General features: G+C 44.1%; 22 protein-coding genes. 9 read left to right on the forward strand and 13 right to left on the reverse strand.

Annotation, left to right across the window (positions count from 1 at the left end; translation table 11 throughout):
* Positions 1–129 precede the first annotated feature (129 nt).
* Positions 130–2142: a molecular chaperone HtpG gene (htpG, locus tag F6K57_RS24320; protein WP_293071222.1), complete on the reverse strand. Its 2013-nt coding sequence runs from the start codon at positions 2140–2142 to the stop codon at positions 130–132.
* A 277-nt stretch (positions 2143–2419) separates the two neighbouring features.
* Positions 2420–2701, reverse strand: coding sequence for a hypothetical protein (locus tag F6K57_RS24325; RefSeq protein ID WP_293047542.1), 282 nt, complete (start codon positions 2699–2701; stop codon positions 2420–2422).
* 71 nt (positions 2702–2772) lie between these two features.
* On the opposite strand from F6K57_RS24325, the gene F6K57_RS24330 reads away from it, so the two are divergent.
* Positions 2773–2940, forward strand: a complete 168-nt coding sequence (locus F6K57_RS24330) for a hypothetical protein (RefSeq protein WP_293047540.1) — start codon at positions 2773–2775, stop codon at positions 2938–2940.
* Positions 2941–2952: 12 nt separating this feature from the next.
* On the opposite strand, the gene F6K57_RS24335 is transcribed toward F6K57_RS24330, so the two are convergent.
* Entirely contained in the window at positions 2953–3933 is a 981-nt protein-coding gene (locus F6K57_RS24335) for a sulfotransferase domain-containing protein (protein WP_293071225.1), read from the reverse strand.
* Between the two features lie 212 nt (positions 3934–4145).
* Between F6K57_RS24335 and F6K57_RS24340 the strand changes: the two genes are divergently transcribed.
* From F6K57_RS24340 to F6K57_RS24350, 3 genes are all read left to right on the forward strand, one after another.
* A complete protein-coding gene (locus F6K57_RS24340) occupies positions 4146–4313 on the forward strand; it encodes a hypothetical protein (protein WP_293047534.1) in 168 nt (55 codons plus the stop codon).
* Positions 4314–4360: 47 nt separating this feature from the next.
* On the forward strand, positions 4361–5542 hold the full coding sequence (locus tag F6K57_RS24345) for a glycosyltransferase family 4 protein (RefSeq protein ID WP_293071227.1): 1182 nt from the start codon (positions 4361–4363) through the stop codon (positions 5540–5542).
* A gap of 438 nt (positions 5543–5980) precedes the next feature.
* On the forward strand, positions 5981–6235 hold the full coding sequence (locus tag F6K57_RS24350; RefSeq protein ID WP_293047529.1) for a hypothetical protein: 255 nt from the start codon (positions 5981–5983) through the stop codon (positions 6233–6235).
* Positions 6236–6446: 211 nt separating this feature from the next.
* On the opposite strand, the gene F6K57_RS24355 is transcribed toward F6K57_RS24350, so the two are convergent.
* The 4 genes from F6K57_RS24355 to hpsE form a co-directional block, all read right to left on the reverse strand.
* Positions 6447–6641, reverse strand: a complete 195-nt coding sequence (locus tag F6K57_RS24355) for a hypothetical protein (protein WP_293047527.1) — start codon at positions 6639–6641, stop codon at positions 6447–6449.
* A 306-nt stretch (positions 6642–6947) separates the two neighbouring features.
* A complete protein-coding gene (locus F6K57_RS24360; protein WP_293027997.1) occupies positions 6948–7937 on the reverse strand; it encodes a glycosyltransferase in 990 nt (329 codons plus the stop codon).
* A gap of 159 nt (positions 7938–8096) precedes the next feature.
* A complete protein-coding gene (locus F6K57_RS24365; RefSeq protein WP_293071230.1) occupies positions 8097–9092 on the reverse strand; it encodes a glycosyltransferase family 2 protein in 996 nt (331 codons plus the stop codon).
* Between the two features lie 217 nt (positions 9093–9309).
* Positions 9310–10305, reverse strand: coding sequence for a hormogonium polysaccharide biosynthesis glycosyltransferase HpsE (gene hpsE / locus F6K57_RS24370; protein WP_293071232.1), 996 nt, complete (start codon positions 10303–10305; stop codon positions 9310–9312).
* 529 nt (positions 10306–10834) lie between these two features.
* On the opposite strand from hpsE, the gene F6K57_RS24375 reads away from it, so the two are divergent.
* Complete coding sequence (locus F6K57_RS24375; RefSeq protein WP_293071234.1) at positions 10835–12397, forward strand: MBOAT family protein; 1563 nt, start codon at positions 10835–10837, stop codon at positions 12395–12397.
* Between the two features lie 20 nt (positions 12398–12417).
* On the forward strand, positions 12418–12672 hold the full coding sequence (locus F6K57_RS24380) for a hypothetical protein (RefSeq protein WP_293028005.1): 255 nt from the start codon (positions 12418–12420) through the stop codon (positions 12670–12672).
* Here F6K57_RS24380 and clpB read toward each other — a convergent pair.
* The 3 genes from clpB to F6K57_RS24395 all read right to left on the reverse strand — a co-directional run bounded on the left by clpB (position 12665) and on the right by F6K57_RS24395 (position 17024).
* Complete coding sequence (clpB, locus tag F6K57_RS24385) at positions 12665–15337, reverse strand: ATP-dependent chaperone ClpB (RefSeq protein WP_293039415.1); 2673 nt, start codon at positions 15335–15337, stop codon at positions 12665–12667. The genes F6K57_RS24380 and clpB overlap by 8 nt on opposite strands.
* A gap of 562 nt (positions 15338–15899) precedes the next feature.
* A complete protein-coding gene (locus F6K57_RS24390) occupies positions 15900–16070 on the reverse strand; it encodes a hypothetical protein (protein ID WP_293071237.1) in 171 nt (56 codons plus the stop codon).
* An 81-nt stretch (positions 16071–16151) separates the two neighbouring features.
* On the reverse strand, positions 16152–17024 hold the full coding sequence (locus F6K57_RS24395) for a helix-turn-helix domain-containing protein (RefSeq protein WP_293071239.1): 873 nt from the start codon (positions 17022–17024) through the stop codon (positions 16152–16154).
* 170 nt (positions 17025–17194) lie between these two features.
* Between F6K57_RS24395 and F6K57_RS24400 the strand changes: the two genes are divergently transcribed.
* From F6K57_RS24400 to F6K57_RS24410, 3 genes are all read left to right on the forward strand, one after another.
* Positions 17195–17824 (forward strand): SDR family oxidoreductase, encoded by a 630-nt coding sequence (locus tag F6K57_RS24400; RefSeq protein WP_293071241.1) that lies wholly within the window; start codon positions 17195–17197, stop codon positions 17822–17824.
* Positions 17825–18053: 229 nt separating this feature from the next.
* Complete coding sequence (locus F6K57_RS24405; RefSeq protein WP_293039403.1) at positions 18054–18548, forward strand: anthrone oxygenase family protein; 495 nt, start codon at positions 18054–18056, stop codon at positions 18546–18548.
* A 273-nt stretch (positions 18549–18821) separates the two neighbouring features.
* On the forward strand, positions 18822–19112 hold the full coding sequence (locus tag F6K57_RS24410) for a hypothetical protein (RefSeq protein ID WP_293039400.1): 291 nt from the start codon (positions 18822–18824) through the stop codon (positions 19110–19112).
* Between the two features lie 28 nt (positions 19113–19140).
* Here F6K57_RS24410 and F6K57_RS24415 read toward each other — a convergent pair whose 3' ends face one another.
* From F6K57_RS24415 to F6K57_RS24425, 3 genes are all read right to left on the reverse strand, one after another.
* On the reverse strand, positions 19141–20874 hold the full coding sequence (locus tag F6K57_RS24415; RefSeq protein WP_293071244.1) for a glycosyltransferase family 39 protein: 1734 nt from the start codon (positions 20872–20874) through the stop codon (positions 19141–19143).
* A 481-nt stretch (positions 20875–21355) separates the two neighbouring features.
* Complete coding sequence (ilvD, locus tag F6K57_RS24420) at positions 21356–23041, reverse strand: dihydroxy-acid dehydratase (protein WP_293039394.1); 1686 nt, start codon at positions 23039–23041, stop codon at positions 21356–21358.
* A 206-nt stretch (positions 23042–23247) separates the two neighbouring features.
* Positions 23248–24365: UPF0182 family protein (locus F6K57_RS24425; RefSeq protein WP_293071246.1), on the reverse strand; the 1118-nt coding region annotated here is incomplete at its 5' end.

The raw sequence follows: 24365 nt of genomic DNA on the forward strand, positions 1-24365 counted from the left end.
CTACTCCCTACTCCCTACTCCCTACTCCCTACTCCCTACTCCCTACTCCCTACTCCCTACTCCCTACTCCCTACTCCCTACTCCCTACTCCCTACTCCCTACTCCCTACTCCCTACTCCCTACTCCCGATTACTCTTGCGTCAAACGGGTCATAACCTTATTCGACCGTTCCACAAACGCCTTCATGCCTTCGGCATCAAAGCCTTTCTGGGCCATCAGTGCCAGGTCATAGACATGCTGACAAATCATGCTAGCCAATTCCGCTGAGGGAGACTGACCGCCACTCTGAATAATACTGCTTTGACTGAGGTTGACTAGATTCTGAATCAGTGGGTGGGTGGTATTGACCACTAAAATATGTTCCTCTGGGAACTGCACTGACTCCTGCTGCATCATGGCAGTCATTTCCTGTAGACGGCGCATTGCTTCCGGTAACAATACCATTGCCGGTGGGGTGCCTTGGGGGTCATCAGACTTGAGGGCTTGAGTCCGGACATTGACCTTAGGCTTATTAATCGCTTGCTCGAACAGTTCCTTAATCAGGTCAGAACGGGTTTTGTTGGTCTTCGGGTCAACAATCTCTTTTTCCTGCTCCTTATCAACAAGGGTATCATCCAAGTCCGAATCGACCCGAGAGAACTTAGCCTCTGTATATTCCCGTTCCAAGAAGCTAATGTAGTGGGTGTCGATAAAGGAGTCCATAAATAGGACTTCTAACCCTTGATTTTTGTGCAGTTCTACATAAGTGGCTTGGCTAGCCTCATCAGTGCAATAGAATACCCGATTTTCGTGATTTTCTTTATTGCGCTCTAGATACTCTTTGATGGTAGTGTAGGGTTGAGAAGAGGAAGACTTGTCCTTTTCTGTGCCAGCATCTGGAGTGACATCCTCCCAAGCATCCCCCTCTTGGGATTGCACTTCTACCTTAGGGGTGTCAGTAGGGGTATCAGTGGTTGGAGCTTCGGAACTTTCCACCGGTTGATAGGTGGTGCGGAAGATCACAATATCTTCTACTTGTTTCTTAAACTTATCGCTATTGATGCAGCCAAACTTAACGAATGTACCCACATCTTGCCAGGAACGGATGTACTTATCCCGCTCATCTTGATACTGTTGCTTTAAGCGATCGCCAACTTTCTTAGCAATAAAGTCACCAATCCGAGCCACTGTCCTGTCCTTGGTCAGAGCAGAACGGGAAACATTCAGGGGAATATCAGGACTATCAATCACCCCTCGCAGTGGCATCAGGAAGTTAGGAATTACTTCCTCACAGTTGTCACTCACAAACACTTGATTACAGAAAAGCTTGATTTGCCCCTTAGTCACATCCACGTCTGGCTTTAGCTTAGGGAAATAGAGAATGCCATCAAGCAAGAAAGGATAATCTGTGTTTAGATGTACCCACAGCAAGGGTTCATCTTGGAACGGGTAAAGATAGCGATAGAATTCTAGATAGTCTTCTTTGGTCAGGTCTCTTGAAGATTTCTTCCACAGTGCCTCATGCTTGTTGATCACCTCATCTTCCAGCTTGATGGGCACTGCCATGAAATCACAGTAGGATTTGACTAGCTGACGAATCCGTGAGGGTTCTAGGTACTCCTGTTCCTCCTCTTGCATGGTCAGGGTAACGGTAGTACCCCGTTCGGTGCGCTCAGAATCCGATAGTTCAAAGGCTGGAGAACCATCACAGGCCCAATGAACCGCTGAAGCTCCTGATTGATAAGACAGGGTATCAATTTCCACCTTCTGAGCCACCATGAAAGCAGAATAGAAACCCAATCCGAAGTGACCGATAATCTGTTGGTCAGCTTCCTTTTGGTACTGCTGGATAAATTCTTCAGCGCTAGAAAAAGCAACTTGATTAATATACTTTTTCACCTCATCGGCAGTCATCCCAATGCCGTTATCTGAGATGGAGAGAGTTTTCTTATCCTTATCAATGGTAATTTTAATTTCCGGGTCTCCCACATCCCCGTCAATCTCCCCAGCATAAGAGACCATCTTCAACTTCTGGATGGCATCCACTGAGTTGGAGATCAGCTCCCGCAAGAAGATTTCGTGATCGGTGTAGAGAGACTTCTTGATAATCGGGAAGATATTCTCAGTATGAATCGTGATTGTGCCTTGTTCCAGTACAGTCATTGGTATAGGTATATTTATATGAATGTCCCTTTAACGATTCTGAGGGATAACTTTTGATACGACAGATGGGGTTGTCCACCGATAGGGATTCGGATTTCCGTATCTTGGGGAAGACTAGTGAAGTTTAGTTGGTTTCGCCCCCCTAACCCCCCAAATCTACAGAACATGGTAGGGATAGGGACAACAATGAAAAATTTCCTGGCTAGGGATGAGAGGTAATAGCCAAAACAGTCAGCTGCTTGTTCAGCTTCAGATTGAAATTCCAACCGAAAATCCACTAGTCATCAATCTCCAGGCTAGCATACTGAGCGAAATCACCTAAATATTTTCCTTTCCCTTCTGCTGCTTGGTGGATACCTCGTTTCACCTGCGCCAGGGTTTCGGGATTTTGCCATAACCACTGTTCTTCTTCTGGAATTGGATCGAGTAGGATTTGTCCTGTATCGTTGATCAAGACTCGGTAGACTTTTGCCTTAGCTTCCGGTTCTAATTTTAAACAAAAGTGCTCATCAATTTGGGCAGCATTATCAATGACCTGGAAGTTTTGGTTAAGAATCATTTTTAATAGCCGACTAGCTAGATATATACACTAGTTTAGTCTAGCCTGTTGAATAAGCCCACTTGCCTTGAGTGCGATTGACTTGCTTGTCACGCTACGCGATCGCTAAACACCCCACACCTGATACCGAGTTGCATTCAAAGATAGTAGATTGGTGGGATGGGGAGATGGGGAGATGGGGAGATGGGGAGATTGGGGCAATAGAAAGTTGTACCTTTGACCGCTACTTAGTATCATAACCCACAACAGCTTCAGGGTTTGTAGTGGTAAAAATAAGATAAATTTTCCTCCATTTTTGAATTCAGATAATCAATATCCTCTTGATTTAAATATTCAGTAAATCCTCCCACTTTTCCTTTACGAGTTTTGTAAGACTCTTGATCTTGCTGGTCAGTTGGAGTCAAGCGATCGGATTTAAATGTCCGGTTTTGTTCCATCTGGCGCATATTCTTAAAGGAGGCAAAGTTAACAGCTTCCTCAATTACTTCATTCCGAACTGATTTAACACCTAAAAATTCTAAAACCCGCTTCAATTCTTTTTGGGTATTTGTTTGGATATCTTCATAACGCACCAGCAAAAAATATTTCGGTAGATGGCGATTAGCTTCCCATATATTGTAATACCTAATCAAGGTATCAAAGCTCCCCACTGACTCATGAATGAAGCTAGGCAAATCCCCCTCATAGGGTTTAATTCGTTCAGCATACTGCTTCAGAGAGTCTACTTGCTGCATGATGTGAGCATAGTGTCCCACCCGTTTAGTATGTTCAAAGTAGATAGATACTACTACATCCCTAGGGTCTCGGACTAATAGAATTACCTTAGCATTTTTATAGTTGGCCTTACTTTGAACAAGTTCATCAGGCTTTTTCCATTCTGGTTCATCATCATGAATAACTCGAATTTTTGGGACATCAGGGTGCAATGGTGCTAAGGTTTCCAACTCCAATATTCTCTCCATAATTTTGGGGTCAGTTAGACCTAAATGCTTTTCTAATACCCGTCCAATCATCAATCTGAGCCAGGTTCGTCCAGATTTAGGAAATGAAATCAGATAGGCATCCACTGACCGTTGATCATACCAACGCACTAGACTAGTGATTAGAGGCTTTTGAGCCATTCGTCCTAGGAATGTTCCTAGTTTTCGTCTTCCTTCTGGTGGTAGTTTGCTCTTGACAAAAGACCAAGCACCAACAATGATTGATCTAACTAAAATCCCGTTAAGTATCATAATTATTATAGGTTAATTTTAGATGTTAACAAAAGGGAGTCGGGAGTCGGAATCCCCCCTAACCCCTCCCAGGATGGGAACGGGAGTCGGGAGTCGGGAGTCGGGAGTCGGGAGTCGGGAGTCGGGAGTCGGGAGTCGGGAACTTCGGAATTGCCAAAAAATCCTGTTTACGTCATTACTATAAAAAAAGCTATTTTAACAAAAAAACCAAAGTGATCAATTCCCTATTACCTGAGCGCAGCGCTATACAATTTAACTATATACCCAAGATAAATAAATCCGCTATAGCAATTCTCAGACTCATTCATGAGATACACATAATTTTTACCACTCCACCCTCCCGACTCCCTACTCCCGACTCCCTGCTCCCTGCTCCCTAAAACCCAAGACGAAAGTACCTCACCCATATTGATAACTGCTATATACCATGACTAAAGTTTTTATAATCTGTTCTGGTCTGGGTCATATCCAGCGGGGCTATGAATCGTTTGCCCAAGAGTGCTTCGCCGCTTTATCTCAGGAATCTTCTCTTGATATCACCCTGTTTAAAGGAGGAGGTAAGTCTCAAGAAAAAATGATTACATTATGGAATCTACCACGGTATAGTTGGATGGCCGGTCAACTGGGAAGATTGGTTAAGCAATTAAGTAACTTTTTAAAAAAAGGTGACTATTTTGTCAGACAAGAAGGCTACTTTATTGAACAAGCATCATTTATCGTAAGTTTATTATCACATATATATCGTGAACGTCCAGAGGTAATTTACTTCAGTGATGATGGCTTAGGCTATCTACTGTGGCACTGGCGGCGTTTGACAAAACAGAATTATAAGCTGCTTTTCCGTAATGGAGGAGCCTTCTCTCCTCCTTTTTACCGTTGGGATCATGTACAGCAGTTAACACCAATTCACTATAAACAGGCGTTAACCTATGGAGAGCCTGTTGAGAAACAAAGTCTACTTCCCTCTGGATTCTTCATCCCTTCCAAATTACAGATACTGTCACCATTAGAACGAGAGGGGTTACGAGAGAAATTAGGACTACCGAAACAGCAACCGTTAATTCTTTCTGTCGCAGCGATTAATAAGTATCATAAACGCATGGACTACATTATTAATGAAGTAGCGAGTTTGCCAAAACCTAGACCATTCCTATTATTATTAGGTCAACAGGATGCTGAATCACCAGAAATTATTCAGCTTGGCCAAGAGCTATTAGGGGTTGATCAGTTTCAAGTGCGAACTGTTGCTCGTGAGCAAGTAACGAATTACTATCAGGTTGCTGATCTTTTCGTCTTAGCGTCTCTCCATGAAGGATTACCAAGAGTAATTGTGGAAGCGATGTCCCATGGTTTACCTTGTTTAGCTCATGATTATGACATTACTCACTTTGTTTTAGGCAATGAAGGATATTTCGCTAATTTTGAATTAACCGGAAGTTTAGCTAATTTAATTACTCAAGTATTGAGTGAAGGGTATAACGATAGTAAGCGTGAAAATTGTCATCGTACGGTCTATGAACGGTTTAGTTGGCAGGAGTTATCGCCAGCTTATATTGATATGATTGAACGGTGTAGATTAATGGCAAAGGGAACAGGGAGTAGGGAGTAGGGAGTAGGGAGTAGGGAACTTCAGATTTTACAAATTTACTGTTGTCGAAGCTTTCGGTAATATTACTCCGAAAAAAAACGCGATGCTCAGCAAAGAGCCGCTACGCGATTGACCTGCATGTCACGCTACGCTAACGCTAACTTGTTATTACAATTTTAGCTAACCGATTTTATCGGTAATTTTAATTAAAAAAAAACGCGATTGACCTGCATGTCACCCTACGCGATTGACCTGCATGTCACGCTACGCGAACGCTTCCGATATTTTCCCGATTCCCGATTCCCGATTCCCGATTCCCGATTCCCGATTCCCGATTTCCGATTCCCGATTTCCTCGTTTCCTTTAAATTATCCCTCAAAAAAAATTCTAAAAACCCTTGACAAATATGTTAGTAATCATTATGATTATATTTATTAAGTTAAAAACATTGTTTCGACTATGCATCACAATTTTCTGCCAAATTCAGACAACAATCCAGAGGATATCACTCCGGAGATTACTCCTGAGGAGTTTTCCGAAAAAGAATTCCTTGTTCCGTATATTCTGAAGGGAACTCGCCAGCAAATAAGCCATACCATGCATATCCTTAATGCCATGGGCTATGCACAGCTTTCGGAGTGGAGTCCTCTTCAGCCCACTGGAATTCCAGGGCAATTTATGACGATGATGAGGAGATACTGGATTTGGCGTTAACACCTTAAATTTCTGGGGGGGTTTCCCCCCCGGACAAAGGCTCCGGTCTGTTCGCGTAGCGAACAGATTGGTAATAAAATTGAGTGCATAAGCGAAAATTCCTAGCCGTGGAAAGTATTTCTGCGGCTATTTTTTTGGGTTAGCAGGTTTAAGGTTAGTATGTTGTTCGCGTAGCGTGGCCAAAAGGCCAAGGTTAGCAGGTTTAAGGTTATTATTGTTGAAGGTTAGTAGGTTGAAGGTTAGTAAGTTTAAGGTTAGTAGGTTTAAGGTTAGTAGGTTGAAGGTTAGTAAGTTTAAGGTTAGTAGGTTTAAGGTTAGTAGGTTGTTCGCGTAGCGTGGCCAAAAGGCCAAGGTTATTAGTGTTTAAGGTTAGCAGGTTGTTCGCGTAGCGTGGCCTTTTGGCCAAGGTTAGTTTATTGCATTGATGAGGTACATTTATAAATCTCAAAGTCCCCCTTTTTAAGGGGGATTTAGGGGGATCGCTTTGTCCCTAATCGGAGAGAGAATTGCTATTTTATGTTAAAGGTTATTATGTTGAAAGTTATTAACAGGCTCAGCTCATCAACACCAAACCTCGCACCATTAGTATTGTCTTGAGCCAATCACTAATATCATCTCCGGATAATTACCCTTAATAAAAATCTGCCCCATCTCCCCATCTCCCCATCTCCCCACACTTGCCTGCTCCGAAGCTCCCTAAAACCAAGATGCTCTAAGGTTCTGTTCGCAGATATCCAAGAATAGTGCTAGTATTAAATAATCCTGGAAATCGATTCAGTAATGCGGTAGACTGAGGAGCAGGTAATATAAGTAATAGGATAATTTTCAGCAATACTTTTAAGGTAACCTTTGCCAGTAATAAGGTTGGATCATGTCTGAGGGCATGGCAAAGAAATCGGAGTGCGGCTAGGGTTATGTGTCGTTCTGGAAATGATTCAAAAGCCTTGAAAATTAGGTACTTATACAGGTTAGCGAGGCTGTGCTTTTTCAGATATTGTAGAGAATCAGGAGCAGCAGCAAAGGCTCGTTCAATTACTTGTAAGCAACCTGCTTCCATCTTGGAAGTATCAGAAGAGGCTGAATTAGCTGAGACTCGATATAAAATGTGTGGGTATGGTACAGCTACAAAGGGATAACGAGCTGCGAGCCGCAGCCACATATCCCAATCTTCTGCCTGGGTTAGGGATTCATCAAATTGACCAACTGTGTCAAATGCTTTCTTACGAATCAGGACGTTAGAACCATTTTCCAAAAAATCAGTTAGCAAGAGCTGAGGATAAACATTACCATTGAGAGTGATATGGTTACCCCGCCGCACAAACTGACCTGATTCATCGATATAATCTGTCCAACTATAGGCAACGGCGGCTTGGGGGTTTGCCTCTAAAGCCTTTAACTGGAACTCTAATTTATCTGGATGCCAGAGATCATCGGCATCTAGGAAAGCAATATAGTCCCCTGAAGCATGGGATAATCCACGATTACGGGCTGAGTTGACACCAGCATTGGGATAGGAAAAAATTTTTAATCGAACATCTTTGATACTATAAATTATTTCCCCTGTCGAGTCTTGGGAGCCATCATCAATGACAATTATTTCAAAATCCGTAAATGTCTGATTTAAAACAGATTGAATAGTCTGTTTGATAGTTTTTTCGTCATTATAAACCGGTATAATTATAGATATTAAGCTGGCCTTCATTTAAATTTCATGGTTCTGACATTAAGGGAGTAGGGAGTAGGGAGCAGGGAGCAGGGAGTAGGGAATAGGGAGTAGGGAGTAGGAAAAAATTTAAGTATTTAGTTTAATATGATAGCTGATAGCTGATAGCTGATAGCTGATAGCTGATAGCTGACAATGCTATACTGATTTAGTTCTATGGTTCATTAGCCCCTTAATAGTTTCTTCTGGAGCATTTTGCTGCTTCAAATAGGTTTTGAGAGTTGTTTCGGTTTTACTCTTGAGTAAAAAATCACTGACTAACAGTTTAATAACTTGCCTAACATAGGAAATAGCATACCTCCAGAAAGGTACATGGTGTGATTCTTCATAAATTATATTGACCATATGCCAGATATTATAATTTGACTTTAAATTAGTGAATCCTTTCAATATCTCTAGTCTTTTGGCTGTATTCGGTTGAAGATACCATTGTAGTAAAGGGGGCATATAACGAATCAAGTCATTTAAATTATAATCAGTAGTGGCTTGGAGTTTACTTGACAAAATCACGTTAAATCCTGATTTATGAGCACGACTAACAAACTCAAAGTCACCGCCGTAATGCCGGAATCTATCAGCATCTGGAAATCCAATTTTATCGACCACTGCTCTGGGGATGATAGCTATATTACCATTTAGGGTATCGACTGACCTAGCTTCTGCTGTCGCAAAATAATCCATACTCCGAATTGGCTGTTTTTTATGCATGCCACTGAACACAATCCAATCGGAATAGGTTTTATCCCGGACAATACCCCCAACAATTGTATTATTGTACAGTGGAGATTGACAAATATCAATCAGGTTGTTAAGGAAATTGTCTGACAGAGAAATATCATCATTTAGCCACACTAGGTAATCGGAGTCTAATTTATCTATGGCATAGTTCATCCCGAGACAAATTCCACCTGTCCACCAAAGATTGCCATCTCCCTCAATTAAGTAAACATTGGGAAATTGACGTCTAATCATGTCTGGGGTGCCATCTGTGGAACCATCATCTACTATGATGACTGAGATAACTGAGGTATTATCGGTATTTGCTTGAGGAATTTGCTGAAAAATTTGACTCAGAATATTCTGAGTATAGTGTTGCCTATTTCTAACTGGAATAATTAAGGATATTTGAGTCATTTTAGCAAAGGGAGTAGGGAGTAGGGAGTAGGGAGTAGGGAGTAGGGAGTAGGGAGTAGGGAGTAGGGAGTAGGGAGTAGGGAATAGGGAATCGGGAATCGGGAATCGGGAATCGGGAATCGGGAGTCGGAAAAATTAGTTTTTGTACTTCATTGAATATGATTTTTTTTTATCTAAACATACCTATTAAAAAAGTGTTATAATGATAGTATGTGCGTCAACTATTATTTTCCACTGTTCCCTGTTCCCTGTTCCCTGTTCCCTTATTTTGTAAAAGCTTTCTAATAGTAAAAAATGGACTGAGCAAACTGCCCCAGAAGAATTCTAGTTCAAAGGCAGCAATGAGATTAGTTTTAAATTGTCCTCGATACTTAAGGAAATGTAGGAGAAATCGGCGCAAATTTCCCAATAAGGTTTTGGTAATTACTATAGGCTTTTGCCAAAAGGTAGCATTAATCAGGCGGAGCTGACAGGTTGCTAAACCACAGCCACGAGCGAGAGTGAGTAAGTAATCTCTCTGAAGACGCCACTGGGGAATCTGATGATAGCTATGCATGGCTGGGTTATACCAAATTTCCCAACCTGCTTTGTACATATACAGCAATGGCTCATAATCATCCCCCTGCACGAATAATCCGGGCAGTTTGCCTGTCAAACTGGGACGAGGTGGCACACTATCGAGCCAAGCTTGTCTACGAACGACTAAGCTTGCCCCTGGGGGTAGCCTGATTTGCTCGGGTTGAAAGGGATGGGGGTTTGGTCCATGTTCCCGAATTGCGAGAAATTGCTTGATGGGATCAAAATTTTCTGGGGGTTCGACTTCAAAATCACCGTGAATTTGACCACTGTAGGCTCCTGCCTTAGGATACTTTTGACCAAAGCTATAGGCGGCAGCAATCCAGTTGGGATCAGGTAAATTGTCATCATCTAAAAAACCGATTAATTCACCTTTAGCCTCCTGGACAGCTCGCAACCTGGCAAATGCTGATCCTTGTTCGAGTTCAAAACAATATCTTAAGGGGACAGATAAATCCCAATTGCTTTGATAGTCTTGAATAACCTGGGCAGTATCATCACTACTATTGTTGTCAACAACAATAATTTCCCAACTGATGGAGTTGAGGAAAGTTTGCGATCGCAGTCGTTCGAGCAGTAATGGTAAACGCTTCGCCCCATTATAGGTCGGAATCGCTACAGTAAAGTCAACAGCCATAGAACTAGCTCATCTAGCTTTGTTAGTAAATCACCACAATTTTGCCAAATTGGCTCAACTAATAGAAGCATAATTTGATATCCTGAGATATCCTGATTGGTGATTTGAGATTGATGGAGAGAACCTCCTTCACCCACTCAATCATAATTATGATAAAATCAACAACTGTATTTTCCTGGAATTCAAGGGCGATCCCATTGGCCAGCATGGGTGAACTTACCCATATAACTCGTGGTCTAGACAAGGTAAGGGAGATGCAGGGTGTTTACAAATTATTTTCCCTTACCTAAAAACCTTTGAGTATGGACGTCATTGACTAGAACCATTGACACCGGACTAGGTAAGGGACATGCAGGGTGTTTATAAAATAATTTTCCCTTATCCAAAAATTTTTTGAGTGTTGACCGTTGACTCTTTAGTGTTTACTGTTGACTGTATCGTTTTGACTATTTAGTGTTAACTCTTCACTATTGACTGTTAAAAAACAGCAATATTCCTAGCATTTCCTACTTACCGAGAGTCATCTACCGTGTTATTCAACTCATACGCTTTCATCTTCGGCTTTCTTCCCATTACCCTGGTGGTTTTTTTTGGCTTAAGTCGCTTCCGTGTGGTTAAAGCGACCTGGGTATGGATGACGTTGGCATCCCTATTTTTTTATGGTTATTGGAAAATTGCTTATCTGCCTCTGTTGCTAATTTCAATTAGTGGTAACTATGTCATTGGTAAACAGATAGAGAAGCTAGTAATTCTTTTAGACGAAGGAAGTGGAGAGGATAGTGCGGCTCCTGATAAACCCGATAAAATCTCAAGCCTAGTATCTACAGTAGTTAGTTATAAACAGCAAACTAAACTGCTGCTTTGGATAGGTATTTGCTTTAATTTAGCGATTTTGGGCTATTTCAAATATGCTAATTTTTTCGTAGATTCATTAAACTATATTTTAGGCACAAGTATCACTATTCCACCAATCTTACTTCCTTTAGCGATTTCTTTTTATAGCTTTACCCAAATTGCCTATATTGTTGATGCTTATCGTGGGGAAACGAAAAAGTGTAGGTATAATTTTATGACCTATAGCCTGTTTGTGTCCTTCTTTCCCCAACTGATAGCCGGTCCAATTCTCCGTTACGATGAACTATTGCCCCAGTTTGAGAAGTTACGCAATAGCCTGTTTTCCTGGAAAAATATGGGAATGGGGCTGAGCCTCTTTATCCTAGGTTTAGGGAAAAAAGTTGCGATCGCAGATAATCTATCTCCCTGGGTAGCCACTATTTTTAACAATACTGACCAACTCAGCTTTGTAGAAGCCTGGGTTGGGGCATTGAGTTATACCTTTCAACTGTATTTCGATTTTTCCGGCTACTCTGACATGGCCATTGGCTTAGGATTAATCACAAATATCCGCCTACCGATTAACTTTAATTCCCCCTACAAAGCGAGATCTATCAGTGACTTTTGGCGACGTTGGCACATTACCTTATCCAATTTCCTCCGGGATTACCTGTATATTCCTCTTGGTGGTAATCGTCGCGGTCGTCTACGTCAATATGGTAACTTATTAGCCACAATGCTTCTCGGAGGATTGTGGCATGGTGCTGGCTGGACATTTGTGATTTGGGGGGGACTCCATGGCTTATTTTTGGTAATTAATCATAGCTGGCGGCAAATGAAGCTATCGATGCCGAAAATTATAGCCTGGATCCTGACATTTTTAGCAGTGGTGAGTACGTGGGTATTGTTTCGGGCAACTAGTATTAGTGATGGTTTAGGAATATTACAGGCAATGGTAGGACTCAAGGGCGTTATCTTGCCTACTACTTATCAAAATACCTTGGGTTGGTTAACCCCCTTAGGCATCCAATTTCAGGAGTGGCAAGAGATGAACGTTCTTCTGCCACCTATAGGTTTAGAAAAGACCTTTATGGTACTATTCGGACTAATCCTAGGGGTTACCTTTTTGCCTAATACCCAGCAAATCATGGAACACTTCAAGCCTAGCTGGTACTGGGCAACAGGTATTGGCTTAATCGCTACATTTTGCCTACTATCTCTTAACAGAGTGTCCGAATTTCTTTACTTCCAGTTTTAAAGGTGTGGGGAGATGGGGAGATGGGGAGATGGGGAGATGGGGAGAGGGGGAGATGGGGAGATGGGGAAGTGTGGGGCAGGGGCGCGGGGAGTCAGATCACCAACGGTTGTGGTTTCCAGGGCTTTGAAGGTGCAGATCCAGGTAACCCAAACTCTTCCCCCTGTTCCCTGTTCCCTCTGTTCCCTGTTCCCTGTTCCCTGTTCCCTGTTCCCTGTTCCCTGTTCCCTATTCCGCTGCTCCCTGCTCCCTGCTCCCTGCTCCCTGCTCTTAACTAACCGCTGGAACAACTGATTCACTAGCTGTTACTGGTTTACTGGGTACTTTATTACTAAATGTAAGCCCCTGATCTCCACAATCAATGAAAATGGTATCCCCTTCGATAAACATATTTTCTAAAATCTTAGTAGCAATGGGATTTTCTAACTCCCGCTGAATTGCCCGCTTCAAGGGACGAGCACCATAGACGGGATCATATCCAGCGTCGGTCAGATAATCTTGAGCTTGCTCAGACATTGCCAGGGTAATCTTTTGCTCTGCCAACAGCCGCTCAATCCGTTTGAGTTGAATCCCGACAATCTTCCGCAATTCATCCTTGGTTAGGGTATGGAATATGATCACATCATCGACCCGGTTCACAAATTCTGGGCGAAAATGCGATCGCAAGGACTCTGTCACTCGTTTGCGCATTTCTTCATACTTGGAATCATCCCCAGCTACTCCCAAAATATGCTCACTGCCAATATTGCTGGTCATGACAATAATGGTATTCCGGAAATCGACGGTTCTGCCTTGGGAGTCGGTAATTCGTCCGTCGTCAAGTACCTGTAACAAAATGTTAAATACATCCCGGTGTGCCTTTTCCACCTCATCGAGCAATACTACTGAGTAAGGACGCCTACGCACGGACTCTGACAGTTGTCCTCCTTCTTCATACCCTACATATCCTGGTGGGGCACCTACTAACCGAGAAACTGCGTGTTTTTCCATATACTCGGACATATCAATCCGCACCAAAGCTTCTTCGCTGTCAAACAGAAACTGTGCCAGTGCTCTAGCTAATTCGGTTTTACCGACCCCAGTTGGTCCCATAAACAAGAACGAACCAATGGGACGCCCGGGATCTTTCATCCCTGCTCTAGCGCGACGAATGGCAGCAGATACAGCTGAAACGGCTTCTGTTTGCCCAATCACCCGTTTATGTAAATGTCCTTCGAGCTGTAATAACTTCTGGCGCTCTGATTCCAGCAATCGCTTCAGGGGAATTCCGGTCCATTTGGCCACAATTTCGGCAATATCGGATTCACTGACTTGTTCTCGCAACAGAGCACTACCTCCCGATTGGAGTTCCAGCATCATACTTTCTTTGGCTTCCCGGTCCCGCTGTAAAGCTTCTAATTTGCCATATTTTAGCTGGGCTGCCTTATTCAGGTCATAATTCCGTTCTGCCTGTTCCACTTGTACCCTTAAGTGTTCTTCTTCCTCTTTTAAGGCACTGATGTCTTGTAACAGTTGCTTTTCCGATTGCCATTGTTTATTGAGTTGTTCCTGTTTTCCCCGTAAAACCACAATTTCTTTTTCAATGCGCTCTAACCGTTCTTGGGCAGAACTATAGGTGGCGGTGGTGGCAGTGGTTCGCTTATCTTCCCCTTCTAGAGATAACTTTTCCATTTCCAGCTGCATCAGCCTGCGGTCAGTCGCTTCCAATTCTACTGGCTTGGAGGTAATTTCCATTTTGATTTTGGCTGCAGCCTCATCCACCAAATCAATGGCTTTATCGGGTAAAAATCGGTCACTAATGTAGCGCTGGGATAAGGTAGCTGCTGCTACCAAGGCTGAGTCGGTTATATTAACCCCGTGATGGACTTCATAGCGTTCTTTGAGTCCCCGCAAAATCGAAATGGTGTCTTCTACAGTTGGTTGCTTAACATAGACTTGCTGAAACCTACGTTCTAGAGCAGCATCCTTTTCAATATGCTTACGGTACTCATCAAGGGTAGTTGCTCCAATACAACGCAATTCTCCCCGAGCTAGCATTGGTTTGAGTAAATTCCCTGCATCCATAGTGCCACCGCTAGCACCAGCTCCGACTACGGTGTGCAATTCATCGATAAACAGGACAATTTGACCATCTGAGTGGGTCACTTCCCTGAGTACAGCTCTAAGTCGGTCTTCAAATTCCCCCCGATATTTAGCACCTGCAATCAAGCTGCCCATATCTAAGGAAATCAGCTGGCGGTTTTTGAGGGATTCTGGGACATCCCCATTCACAATTCGTTGGGCTAGTCCTTCTGCGATCGCAGTTTTTCCTACCCCTGGCTCTCCAATCAACACGGGGTTATTTTTGGACCGACGAGAGAGCACCTGAACCACCCGACGAATTTCTTCATCCCGACCAATCACTGGGTCAAGTTTTCCGGCTTGAGCGGCTTCGGTCAAATCCCGCCCGTATTTTTCCAAGGCTTCGTAACGGGATTCGGGATTTTGGTCTGTGACCTTTTGAGAGCCTCGGATGGCTTTAATGGCGGCTTCGAGCTTTGCCGCATCCTGGTTATAGGTTTTGAGCAAGCGGCGTCCTACCCGTTCATCCACCGCTAAAGCCAGTAACAGATGTTCTACTGCAATATAGTCATCCTGCAAAGCCTTGCGATAGGCTTCCGCATTATCGAGCATCACGTCTAAAGCACGACCCAGGTACAATTGGTCTAGGTTAGCGACCTTAGGTTGGCGGTTAGCAAAATTTTCCAGTTGTTGCTGAAACCGGTTAACATCAACAGTGATACGGGATAGAATTCGATTGGGTAGCCCATCTTGTTCCAACAATGCGATCGCAACGTGTTCGACTTCCAGCTGTTGATTTTTGCAGCGACGGGCGACATCTTGAGATTTAACAATCGCTTCCCAGGCTTTATCAGTAAACTTGTTGGCGTCAGTGGGCTGCATATCTTACAACAAATCTCGCTTTTTTACCATCTATGCTGTGGTTAGTATAGCAATCCCTTTTACCCTATATCCGGAAAGTCGGGTTTTAAATTGATCAAGGATAGATTATTACTGATCAAAGGTTGACGGTTATGATTCCGCTTCAGGGTAGGGTTTCTGGATCAATCCCCATTGTTTTGAGATAATCCGCTAACCGTTGAACCGCGAGAAGCCCCGCACGTTACCTTCATTGTCTTGATGCAGCGCGGTCATGGGGGGAACCCCCATGACCGCGCTGCATCGCTGGGTAAGTGTCGTATGGGAAGCGCGGGGCAAGGGTCCCAACGGAGCTTACCAATGTGATATAGTAGGAATGGTAGGGAAAATAAATTAAGAGCTAACCGCCACCTACCAACTAAATATAGAACTTTTTGTATTGTTCCGGCGCGGAGGGGCATCCCGGAGACGAAACCTTAGAATAGGGCAGCCTTAATCATAAAGTTTTAACCCTTTACGCATAACCGACTAACCATAAAGGCTGCCCTATTCTTGCGGTAACTTCTGACCGTGTCGTTAATAAAGCTTATCGAGTATCCGAACGCAGTAGCTGGAGTTGGTAAGAAGCCCGCGCTGTCCCGCGCTTGGCAGCGTCGGGAGATGTCACGAAACCATCAGGGACAATAGTCGGTTCTTTCGGTTTATAGTAAACTCCCATCTTCACCCCTAGGAACCAATGTTGGCGCTCTGACCACACCCAAGAGAGGACTAAGGTAAGCTATCAGCTAATGCGCTACGCGCATTAGCTGATAGCTGATAACTGACGGCTTAATGCTTACTAATTTGCTCTGTATGCTTTCGGTGTCATCCCTGTCAATTGTCGAAACTTTTTGCTCAAATGGCTGTGGCTGTTGAACCCACACTCTAAGGCAATGTCCACAATTAATCGGTCTTTTAGTTTCAACAACTGCTTCGCCCGTTCTACCCGTTGCTGAATCAAGTATTGGTAGGGAGACATGCCAATTGACTGCTTAAATAGACGGCTGAAATGGAATTGGCTCATGTCTAGCAATCGAGCTAATTCTGCTAGTTTAATATCTCGATCTAAATGTGTATCAATGTAATCTATAATTTGCTGTAGTTGACGCAGGGGTAAGCCACCCTGGTAAATTGGCAACTGAGGTTTGGTAGCTGCGTGCTGCCTCAGTAAATTCACTGCCAAGACGTTAGCCAGAGAATCTATGTAAAGTGTGCTGCCATTAGATTCCTGTTGAAGTTCAGTCAGTAGCATGATTGCGATCGCTTCAATCTGTGGATTGCGAGTCCGAAATTCAGGCAGTAATTCTAGCCGATCGGGATTCTGTTCAAGGGTTTGGCTAGCTACGCTTTGAATAAACTGAGATTTAAGCCGAATCTGCAAGTAATTATCATCACTGTCCCACCGAGCAAAAAACGGTGTCTTGGCAGGGGTAATGGACATGTCTCCTTTTTTATACAGCCCTGTATAAGTTTTGCCTGCCTGAATTTGCAGCAACCGAACGGGACGAGGAGCAAGGGAGATAGAAAGGGTATGCTCATCATTGTAATGACAATTTCCCTCTCCAGCAGGATGTTGGAAGTGTTGGACTCGAATATTCTCCCAGCTTTGTGTTTGGGGAGACTTCTGGGATAAGCCATTTGTTTGAGGCTGTTGGATAGCAGGATTTTTCATTATCCAACTCCAGTGCGTCTAGTTCCGATTATAGTCAGCTTGGGGTGCTTTCCAGCAAAAACGTGAAAAGCGATCGCAAGATTGTGATAGTACCACAAGAACTAGACAGCTTAGCATCAATCGCCTTTCTAAGCTGTAAGGGTGATTGTTAAGCAGAAAGTATCAACAAGATGAATATACTTATTTTTGGTTCAACCGGTGGTACAGGTCGGCAGGTTGTGGAACAGGCCCTTGAGCAGGGACACAGGGTTACAGCATTTGCACGGAATCCCGCCAAGCTAGATATCAACCACGCAAATCTCAAGGTTGTTCAGGGGGATGTCATGGATGTCACTTCAGTGGAGAAGGCGGTCCAAGGTCAAGAAGCAGTGGTGTGTTTACTCGGAGCAGGTCAGAAGATGACAGGGACAATCCGGTCAGAGGGAACACAACAGATCATTCACGCCATGGAAAAAGCAGGAATCCGACGCTTTATCTGCCAATCAACCCTTGGAGCAGGAGATAGTTGGGAAAATCTGAACTTTTTCTGGAAGTATATCATGTTTGGATTCCTGTTACGACACGTGTTTGCTGATCATCAAAGGCAAGAGAACTATGTTCAGCAAAGCAGTCTAGACTGGACAATTGTTCGTCCTGGAGCCTTTGTAGATGGGAATCGCACTGGCAAATATCGACACGGTTTTCCAAGTAACGATAAGACATCAAAACTCAAAATTTCTCGTGCTGATGTCGCTGATTTCATATTGAAGCAACTGGCAGATGAAAAGTATATTCACAAGACACCAAGTTTGTCGTATTGAAGTAAGCATTCAGCTATCAGCTATCAGCTATCAGCTATCAGCTATAGCGCAAGTCAGAAGTTAGAAGTCAGAAGTCAAAAGTAAGCTATGACTGAGTTTCGGAGTTTAGGAATGTCAAACATCTGAATGCTTAATGAAATATCAGCCAAAAACTGACCGCTGACGGCTGACCGCTGACCGCTTAGATATTAAACACTTTCACAAAACACGAAAATTCCCAGGAGACTTTATGGTAACTGTTCACAACTTCCGCTTTTCTCTAATGCTGTTAACAGCAATCGGCAGTGGTCTGGCCGCTGGCATCTTCTTCGCCTTTTCGACCTTTGTGATGAAGGCTCTGGCTCAGCAACCACCAGCACAAGGTATTGCCACCATGCAATCGATCAATATCACTGTGATCAATCCCTGGTTTATGATGGCATTTCTGGGAACCGCTGCTGCTTGCACATTGCTAACTATTTCGTTACTGCTGCAGTGGCATCAACCAGGTGCTGTCTATTGGCTGGCGGGTACTCTGCTTTATCTGATTGGCACAATCGGCGTGACCTTCGCGTGCAATATCCCGCTTAATGATGCCCTCGCGATCGTCACGCCAGACAGTACTGAAGCTACAACCCTATGGGCAAGATTCCTGACGGATTGGACATTTTGGAATCACGTTCGGACGGTAGCAGCAGTTTTGGCAGCGATGCTGTTTACAATTTCCCTTTGCGTTCGCCCTTAGGCGGGCACGAAGTGCCATCGCAAAGGGCGATTTGGAATGACGGACCAAGCTACACTCATCCGATAGGGGAGTGTAGCTTGGTTTTTTATTGTCCTCAATATAAACAATCATGTAGCCTGCCAGGATAGATAATGGCATGTGCTTGGAAGTAGGGATGTTGCCAGGTAAGATGTCATTACCCCTGATTACTTACCAACTTACACCCTTGCGACTTGCTAGTATCTAGCGTCTAAAATAAAAGAAAGTAATCGATACTACAATTCCTCAAGAAACTTGACAGAACCAGAACCGCCAAAAAAATTAGTCATCAAAAGAATACCCTCAATTGAGCGCAAACCCCAAATCGCACTCAAGAGCGTTACTAATTCTGAGGGTGAAGTTTTCCAGTGCCAAGACCAGATTAGAGTAAAAGCACCTTGGGGAAGTAGAGCTACTGCCGAGATTACAGTCTTGTATCAGGATGAGAGTGGCAATCCTTGGGCGCAATATAAGCCAAATGAATCTGACCCAAAGTGGGATTGGGAGGGAGGCTGTATCCGTGCAGAGCGACTGAGAAAACCTTGAATCCTAGGTCTGTGACTGATTCGAGCTCTTATCTAGGATAAGGCTTGACCATCTTAGTCGCCCAATACACATGGAAAACCTCTGTGACTGCTCCAGCTCGTCGAATCGGCACTGTCCCTATTTCCTGCATATCCTGAAAATAAGCTCGATAGCTATCTGTTAACTCTTGAAATCGCTCCAGAGTAACGTATAGTCCATCTTTACCCAACCATTGCTCAGGCTGGAACCAGACCATAAAACCACGCATATCCTCTCCCAAGCAGGTAATCGGTGTAGAGGTCAGGGGAGTAATCGCCATCCCTACGATCCCACTGATATAATACCCATTACTAAAGACAAAGCTAGACTCTTGTAATGCCTCACTTAGGACAGGAGACTGAGCAAATCCTTGTCGCAGTTGCTGAATATCAATCAGTTCTGTAGAGGGGTCATCCTTGGGAGAGAGAAAACCCCCAAGTAAAGCATAGTGACCGGATTTTTGCAGTGTTCCTGTAGTGATATGTAGCAGCACAAACAATAATAGGCTAGCTATTGCTATGGCTGAACCCTTTAGCCATCGGTTTACCCAATGGCGCGATGACAGGAAGTGCCCGCCGTTGGGCGATCGCACTTTGTGCCCGCCTAAGGGCGAACGCATTTGCCACTGTTGCGCCTGTTGCCCTAGTAGTAAGGTTATCCCCCAAAATCCTGGCATCGGCCAAGTGGGCAAAATTTGGTGATATCCTGCTAAGAGGGTAAAGCCTAGAACTAGGGGTAGGGATACCCATAGGATCAATCTTGACTCCAATGTTGATGTCTTGCTATACCCGGTAAATTGAGCAAGTAGCGATCGCAAACTCACCCACCACATCGGCAATGCCATCGTAGGGAAAAGATAAGCTATCCCAGATAAAACTATCACTAATACATTTAGCCAATTGTAGCCCTGCTGAGGTACCTCTGGCTCTGGTTTAAAACGGGTGGATAAATGGAAAGTAAACGATATCCAATCATGCTGTATATTCCAGTACCAAATTGGAAAAATAGTTATGATAAATAACATTAAACCTAGCCATGCCCAAGGTGACAACAATGCACAACGATGACGTGGACTCGTTAAGCAAAAACCAACTAATCCTAATCCCAAAACAAAGCCATGATATTTACCTAGACAAGCTAAACCTACTAAAATACCTAGGAGTGCTAACCGATAGCTAGGTCGGTATGAATCATAAATAGGGGTTAGGGTGTGGGGGTTAGGGTGTGGAGTATTGTAATATAAACTATTGGGTTGACTAGAGAATTTTTTCCTTGAATGTTTCCCTCTTAGGGGAAAAAATTCGTAAGCAGCACATAACAAACTAGCTGACCAGAAAAATATCAGGGGACTATCGGGTAAGCTAAGCACACCAAAGCCAATTTGAAAAATCGGAATAATGGTAGCGATCGCTAACGTCAATCGAGCTGCTTTGGTGTTAAATAGATGAGTGCTAGTCAGATACAGTAGCAATAGGCTACCTGTATACAAAATCAGGGCACCCAGACGAATAGTGAATTGGGAAACCTCTCCCGTTATCCAAGTCCCAAAGCCAGTAGTCAGGGCAACTAAAACTGGGTGATCAAAATAACTCCAGTCTAGATGCAGGCTATAGACATAGTAATAGGCTTCATCAATACCAGGGTAAAGCCAGAAAGCAATGATACACCGAAACAGTAGCCCCCCTAGCAGCCAACCAAGTACAAATTGATGTTGAGACAACCTTTTCAGGGCGTTATGCATCATATATAGCAGTTTTCAATGGGGTGAGTTACAAATTACTGGCTTTTAGGGAGCAGGAATCCCCCGTAACCCCCCGCGCGTAAGGCAGGGCTGTTTCATTGTAAGCATTCAGCGGTCAGCGGTCAGCGGTCAGCGGTCAGCGGTCAGCGGTCAGCGGTCAGTGGTCAGTGGTCAGCTTATTTTATTCAAAGGTGCGCTTGACCTTGGCGAATTTAATTCGCCACGGGTCGCACCTAAAAGCACCGATTGCGCTACGGGCACGCTGCGCGAACAGTAGCGTGCCCGTAGCCCATTAGCTGATATAGCAAAAGTCAAAAGTCAGAAGTCAGAAGTCAGAAGTCAAACTCTTGCGCTTACTTAGGTTTGAGACTTTTGTCATGTCCGCGCCTGCCCTGGCGACTGCTATAGCTGATAACTGATAGCTGAATGCTTAGGTTTGATGCTCGTCAAAGATAGATAGGGAGATAGCAACTGTGTATAAGTGTTAATCCAAATCTAAATCCGTTACTGCTCCGACACTACTGGAAGAGACTAAGGTGGCATACTTTGCCAATACCCCTGTGGTATAACGGGGCTTGGGTGCTTGCCAACTAGCACGGCGTTGCTCTAATTCTTGATCGGACACATTTAGTTGTAAGGAACGCTGATGGGCATCAATGGTAATCATATCCCCTTCCTGGACTAATGCGATCGCACCTCCAACCGCTGCTTCTGGTGCGACATGACCGACTACCATGCCATAAGTACCTCCAGAAAATCGTCCATCGGTAATTAATCCGACCGAATCACCTAACCCAGCACCAATAATGGCTGATGTGGGAGCCAGCATTTCCCGCATGCCTGGGCCACCCTTTGGTCCTTCATAGCGCACCACAATCACATCACCAGAGTTGATTTTACCGGCCAGAATCGCATCTAAGCAGGCTTCCTCGGATTCAAATACTCGTGCTGGACCGGTGATTTGAGGATTTTTTACCCCAGTAATCTTTGCTACTGACCCTTCTGTGGCTAGATTGCCTTTCAGAATCGCTAAGTGTCCTTGAGCATACACAGGATTATCCCAAGGACGAATTACATCTTGGTCAGCAGGGGGTTGATCAGGTACATCTGCTAACACTTCCGCTATAGTTTGGCCGGAAATGGTCAAAGCATCCCCATGGAGCAAATCATGGACCAACAGCATTTTCATCACTTGGGGAATCCCCCCGGCGCGGTGCAAATTGACAGTGACATAGCGACCACTGGGTTTGAGGTCACACAGGACTGGTACTTTAGCCCGGATGGTTTCAAAGTCATCAATGGATAAGGCTACTCCAGCAGCATGGGCGATCCCTAACAGATGCAAGACGGAGTTGGTGGAACCACCTACTGCCATAATTACTGCGATCGCATTCTCAAAAGCCTTTCGTGTTAGAATATGCCTAGGTAGTATTTGCTGGCGAATTGCTTCGACTAACACAAAAGCAGATTTCTCAGCACTATCGGCTTTTTCAACATCTTCCGCCGCCATGGTAGAAGAATAGGGCAAACTCATCCCCATTGCCTCAAAAGCAGAGGACATAGTATTAGCGGTAAACATGCCGCCACAGGAACCAGCACCAGGGCAAGCGTTGAGTTCCACCGCCTTGAGTTTAGCGTCATCAATCTTGCCAGCACTGTGTTTCCCAACCGCTTCAAAGGCACTAACTACCGTTAAATCTTCACCATCTAGATGTCCAGGTTTAATCGTGCCACCATAAACGAAAATTGCTGGGATATTCATCCTGGCAATGGCAATCATCGCCCCTGGCATATTCTTATCGCAGCCGCCAATGGCCAAAACTCCATCCATACTTTGGCCATTACAAGCGGTCTCAATGGAATCAGCAATTACTTCCCGGGATACCAGGGAATATTTCATCCCTTCCGTTCCCATGGAAATCCCGTCACTAATCGTAATTGTACCAAACATTTGAGCCATAGCACCAGCAGTTGTCAATCCCGCCTCTGCTCGTTTGGCCAAATCATTTAAACCCAAATTGCACGGAGTAATAGTGCTGTAGCCATTAGCAAGACCAACAATGGGCTTAGTAAAATCGTCATCAGTGAAACCAACAGCCCTCAGCATGGCTCGGTTAGGCGCTCGCTGAACACCTTGGGTAACCACTTGGCTTCTCAAATTCTCCGGCATGGATATGTTCCCCTCAAAGGTTAGAGTCTCTACCAGAGATTTTAGATTTAGCCATGAAATTTAGCCATAATATCAACTCTGGTTGAATACCCATCATCGGAAGTGTGGCAAGTTTGAGGAGTGTGGGAAGTGTGGGAAGTTTGGGAAGTTTGGGGAGATGGGGAGATTTTTATTAAGGGTATGACAACCGGATTTAGCTAGATTAGCTAAGGGAGTGCAGTTTCCTCGACTGGACGTACAATTGCTGATGTCTTACTTTGCTCTGGCTTAAAGATGGCATCAAGTGCCTCTTCTAGATTTTGAGCCATAATAATCTGGTTTTGATAAACCACAATAACTCGCACTAATGTTGGCAGACTATGTTGCTCAGCTTCTAAATACAATGGCTCAACATACAGTAGCGATTGCTCGATGGGAATAACCAAAAGATTCCCCTGAACTGCTCTTGACCCCTTTTGATTCCATAAGGAAATTTGTTGAGAGATGACTGGATCTTGATTAATCAGAGCTTCAATTTGCTCTGGTCCATAGATGAGTTGTTGCTTGGGAAACTGATACAGGAGTAACTTGCCATATTGATCCCCATCAGAGCGACCAGCTAGCCAACCAATTAAATTATTACGACCTGTAGGTGTATAGGGGTGGAGCAAGATAAATTCTTCTGATTTCTCCTTGGGGAGTTTCATGATAATGTAGTAGGGTTCCACTGGTTGAGATTTACCAGCATAAATTTCCTGGGGAATCCGCCACAAATCCTCTTGGTTGTAAAAGACCTGGGGGTCAGTCATGTGATATGCTAGCAAGCGCTCGGATTGGATATTAAATAGATCAATGGGGTAGCGCAGATGAGTCCGCAGGTTGGTGGGCATCTGATCCAGTGACTTGAAGAAATTTGGTAAAATCTTACTCCAAGTTTGAATAATCGGGTCTTTTGGGTCAGCTATGTAGAAACTAACATCGCCATTGTAGGCATCAATAACCACTTTTACGGAGTTACGGATGTAGTTAAACTGGTTGTCACCTGGGTCGGCATAGGGGTAGCGATCGCTTGTGGTGTAGCCATCCACAATCCAGTAGAGATAATTCTTAGTGACCCCTGACTCAGCTTGAGAAGTATCAGCAATTACCAGGTAGGGGTCAGCGTCATAGCGTAAGAAGGGAGCGATCTCTTGAATCCGTTGCCGAATATTACGGCGAAACAGTAACCGTGTTTCGGGTGTGAAATTCCCAGTCAGTACCATCTGCCAGTCTTTGAGATACTGGGCAAACACTAACCGCCGCCAAAAGGAGTTTAGGGCAATACCACCAGTGCCATCGTAGGTGT

Source organism: Moorena sp. SIO4A5, assembly GCF_010672005.1.
GTDB lineage: Bacteria > Cyanobacteriota > Cyanobacteriia > Cyanobacteriales > Coleofasciculaceae > Moorena.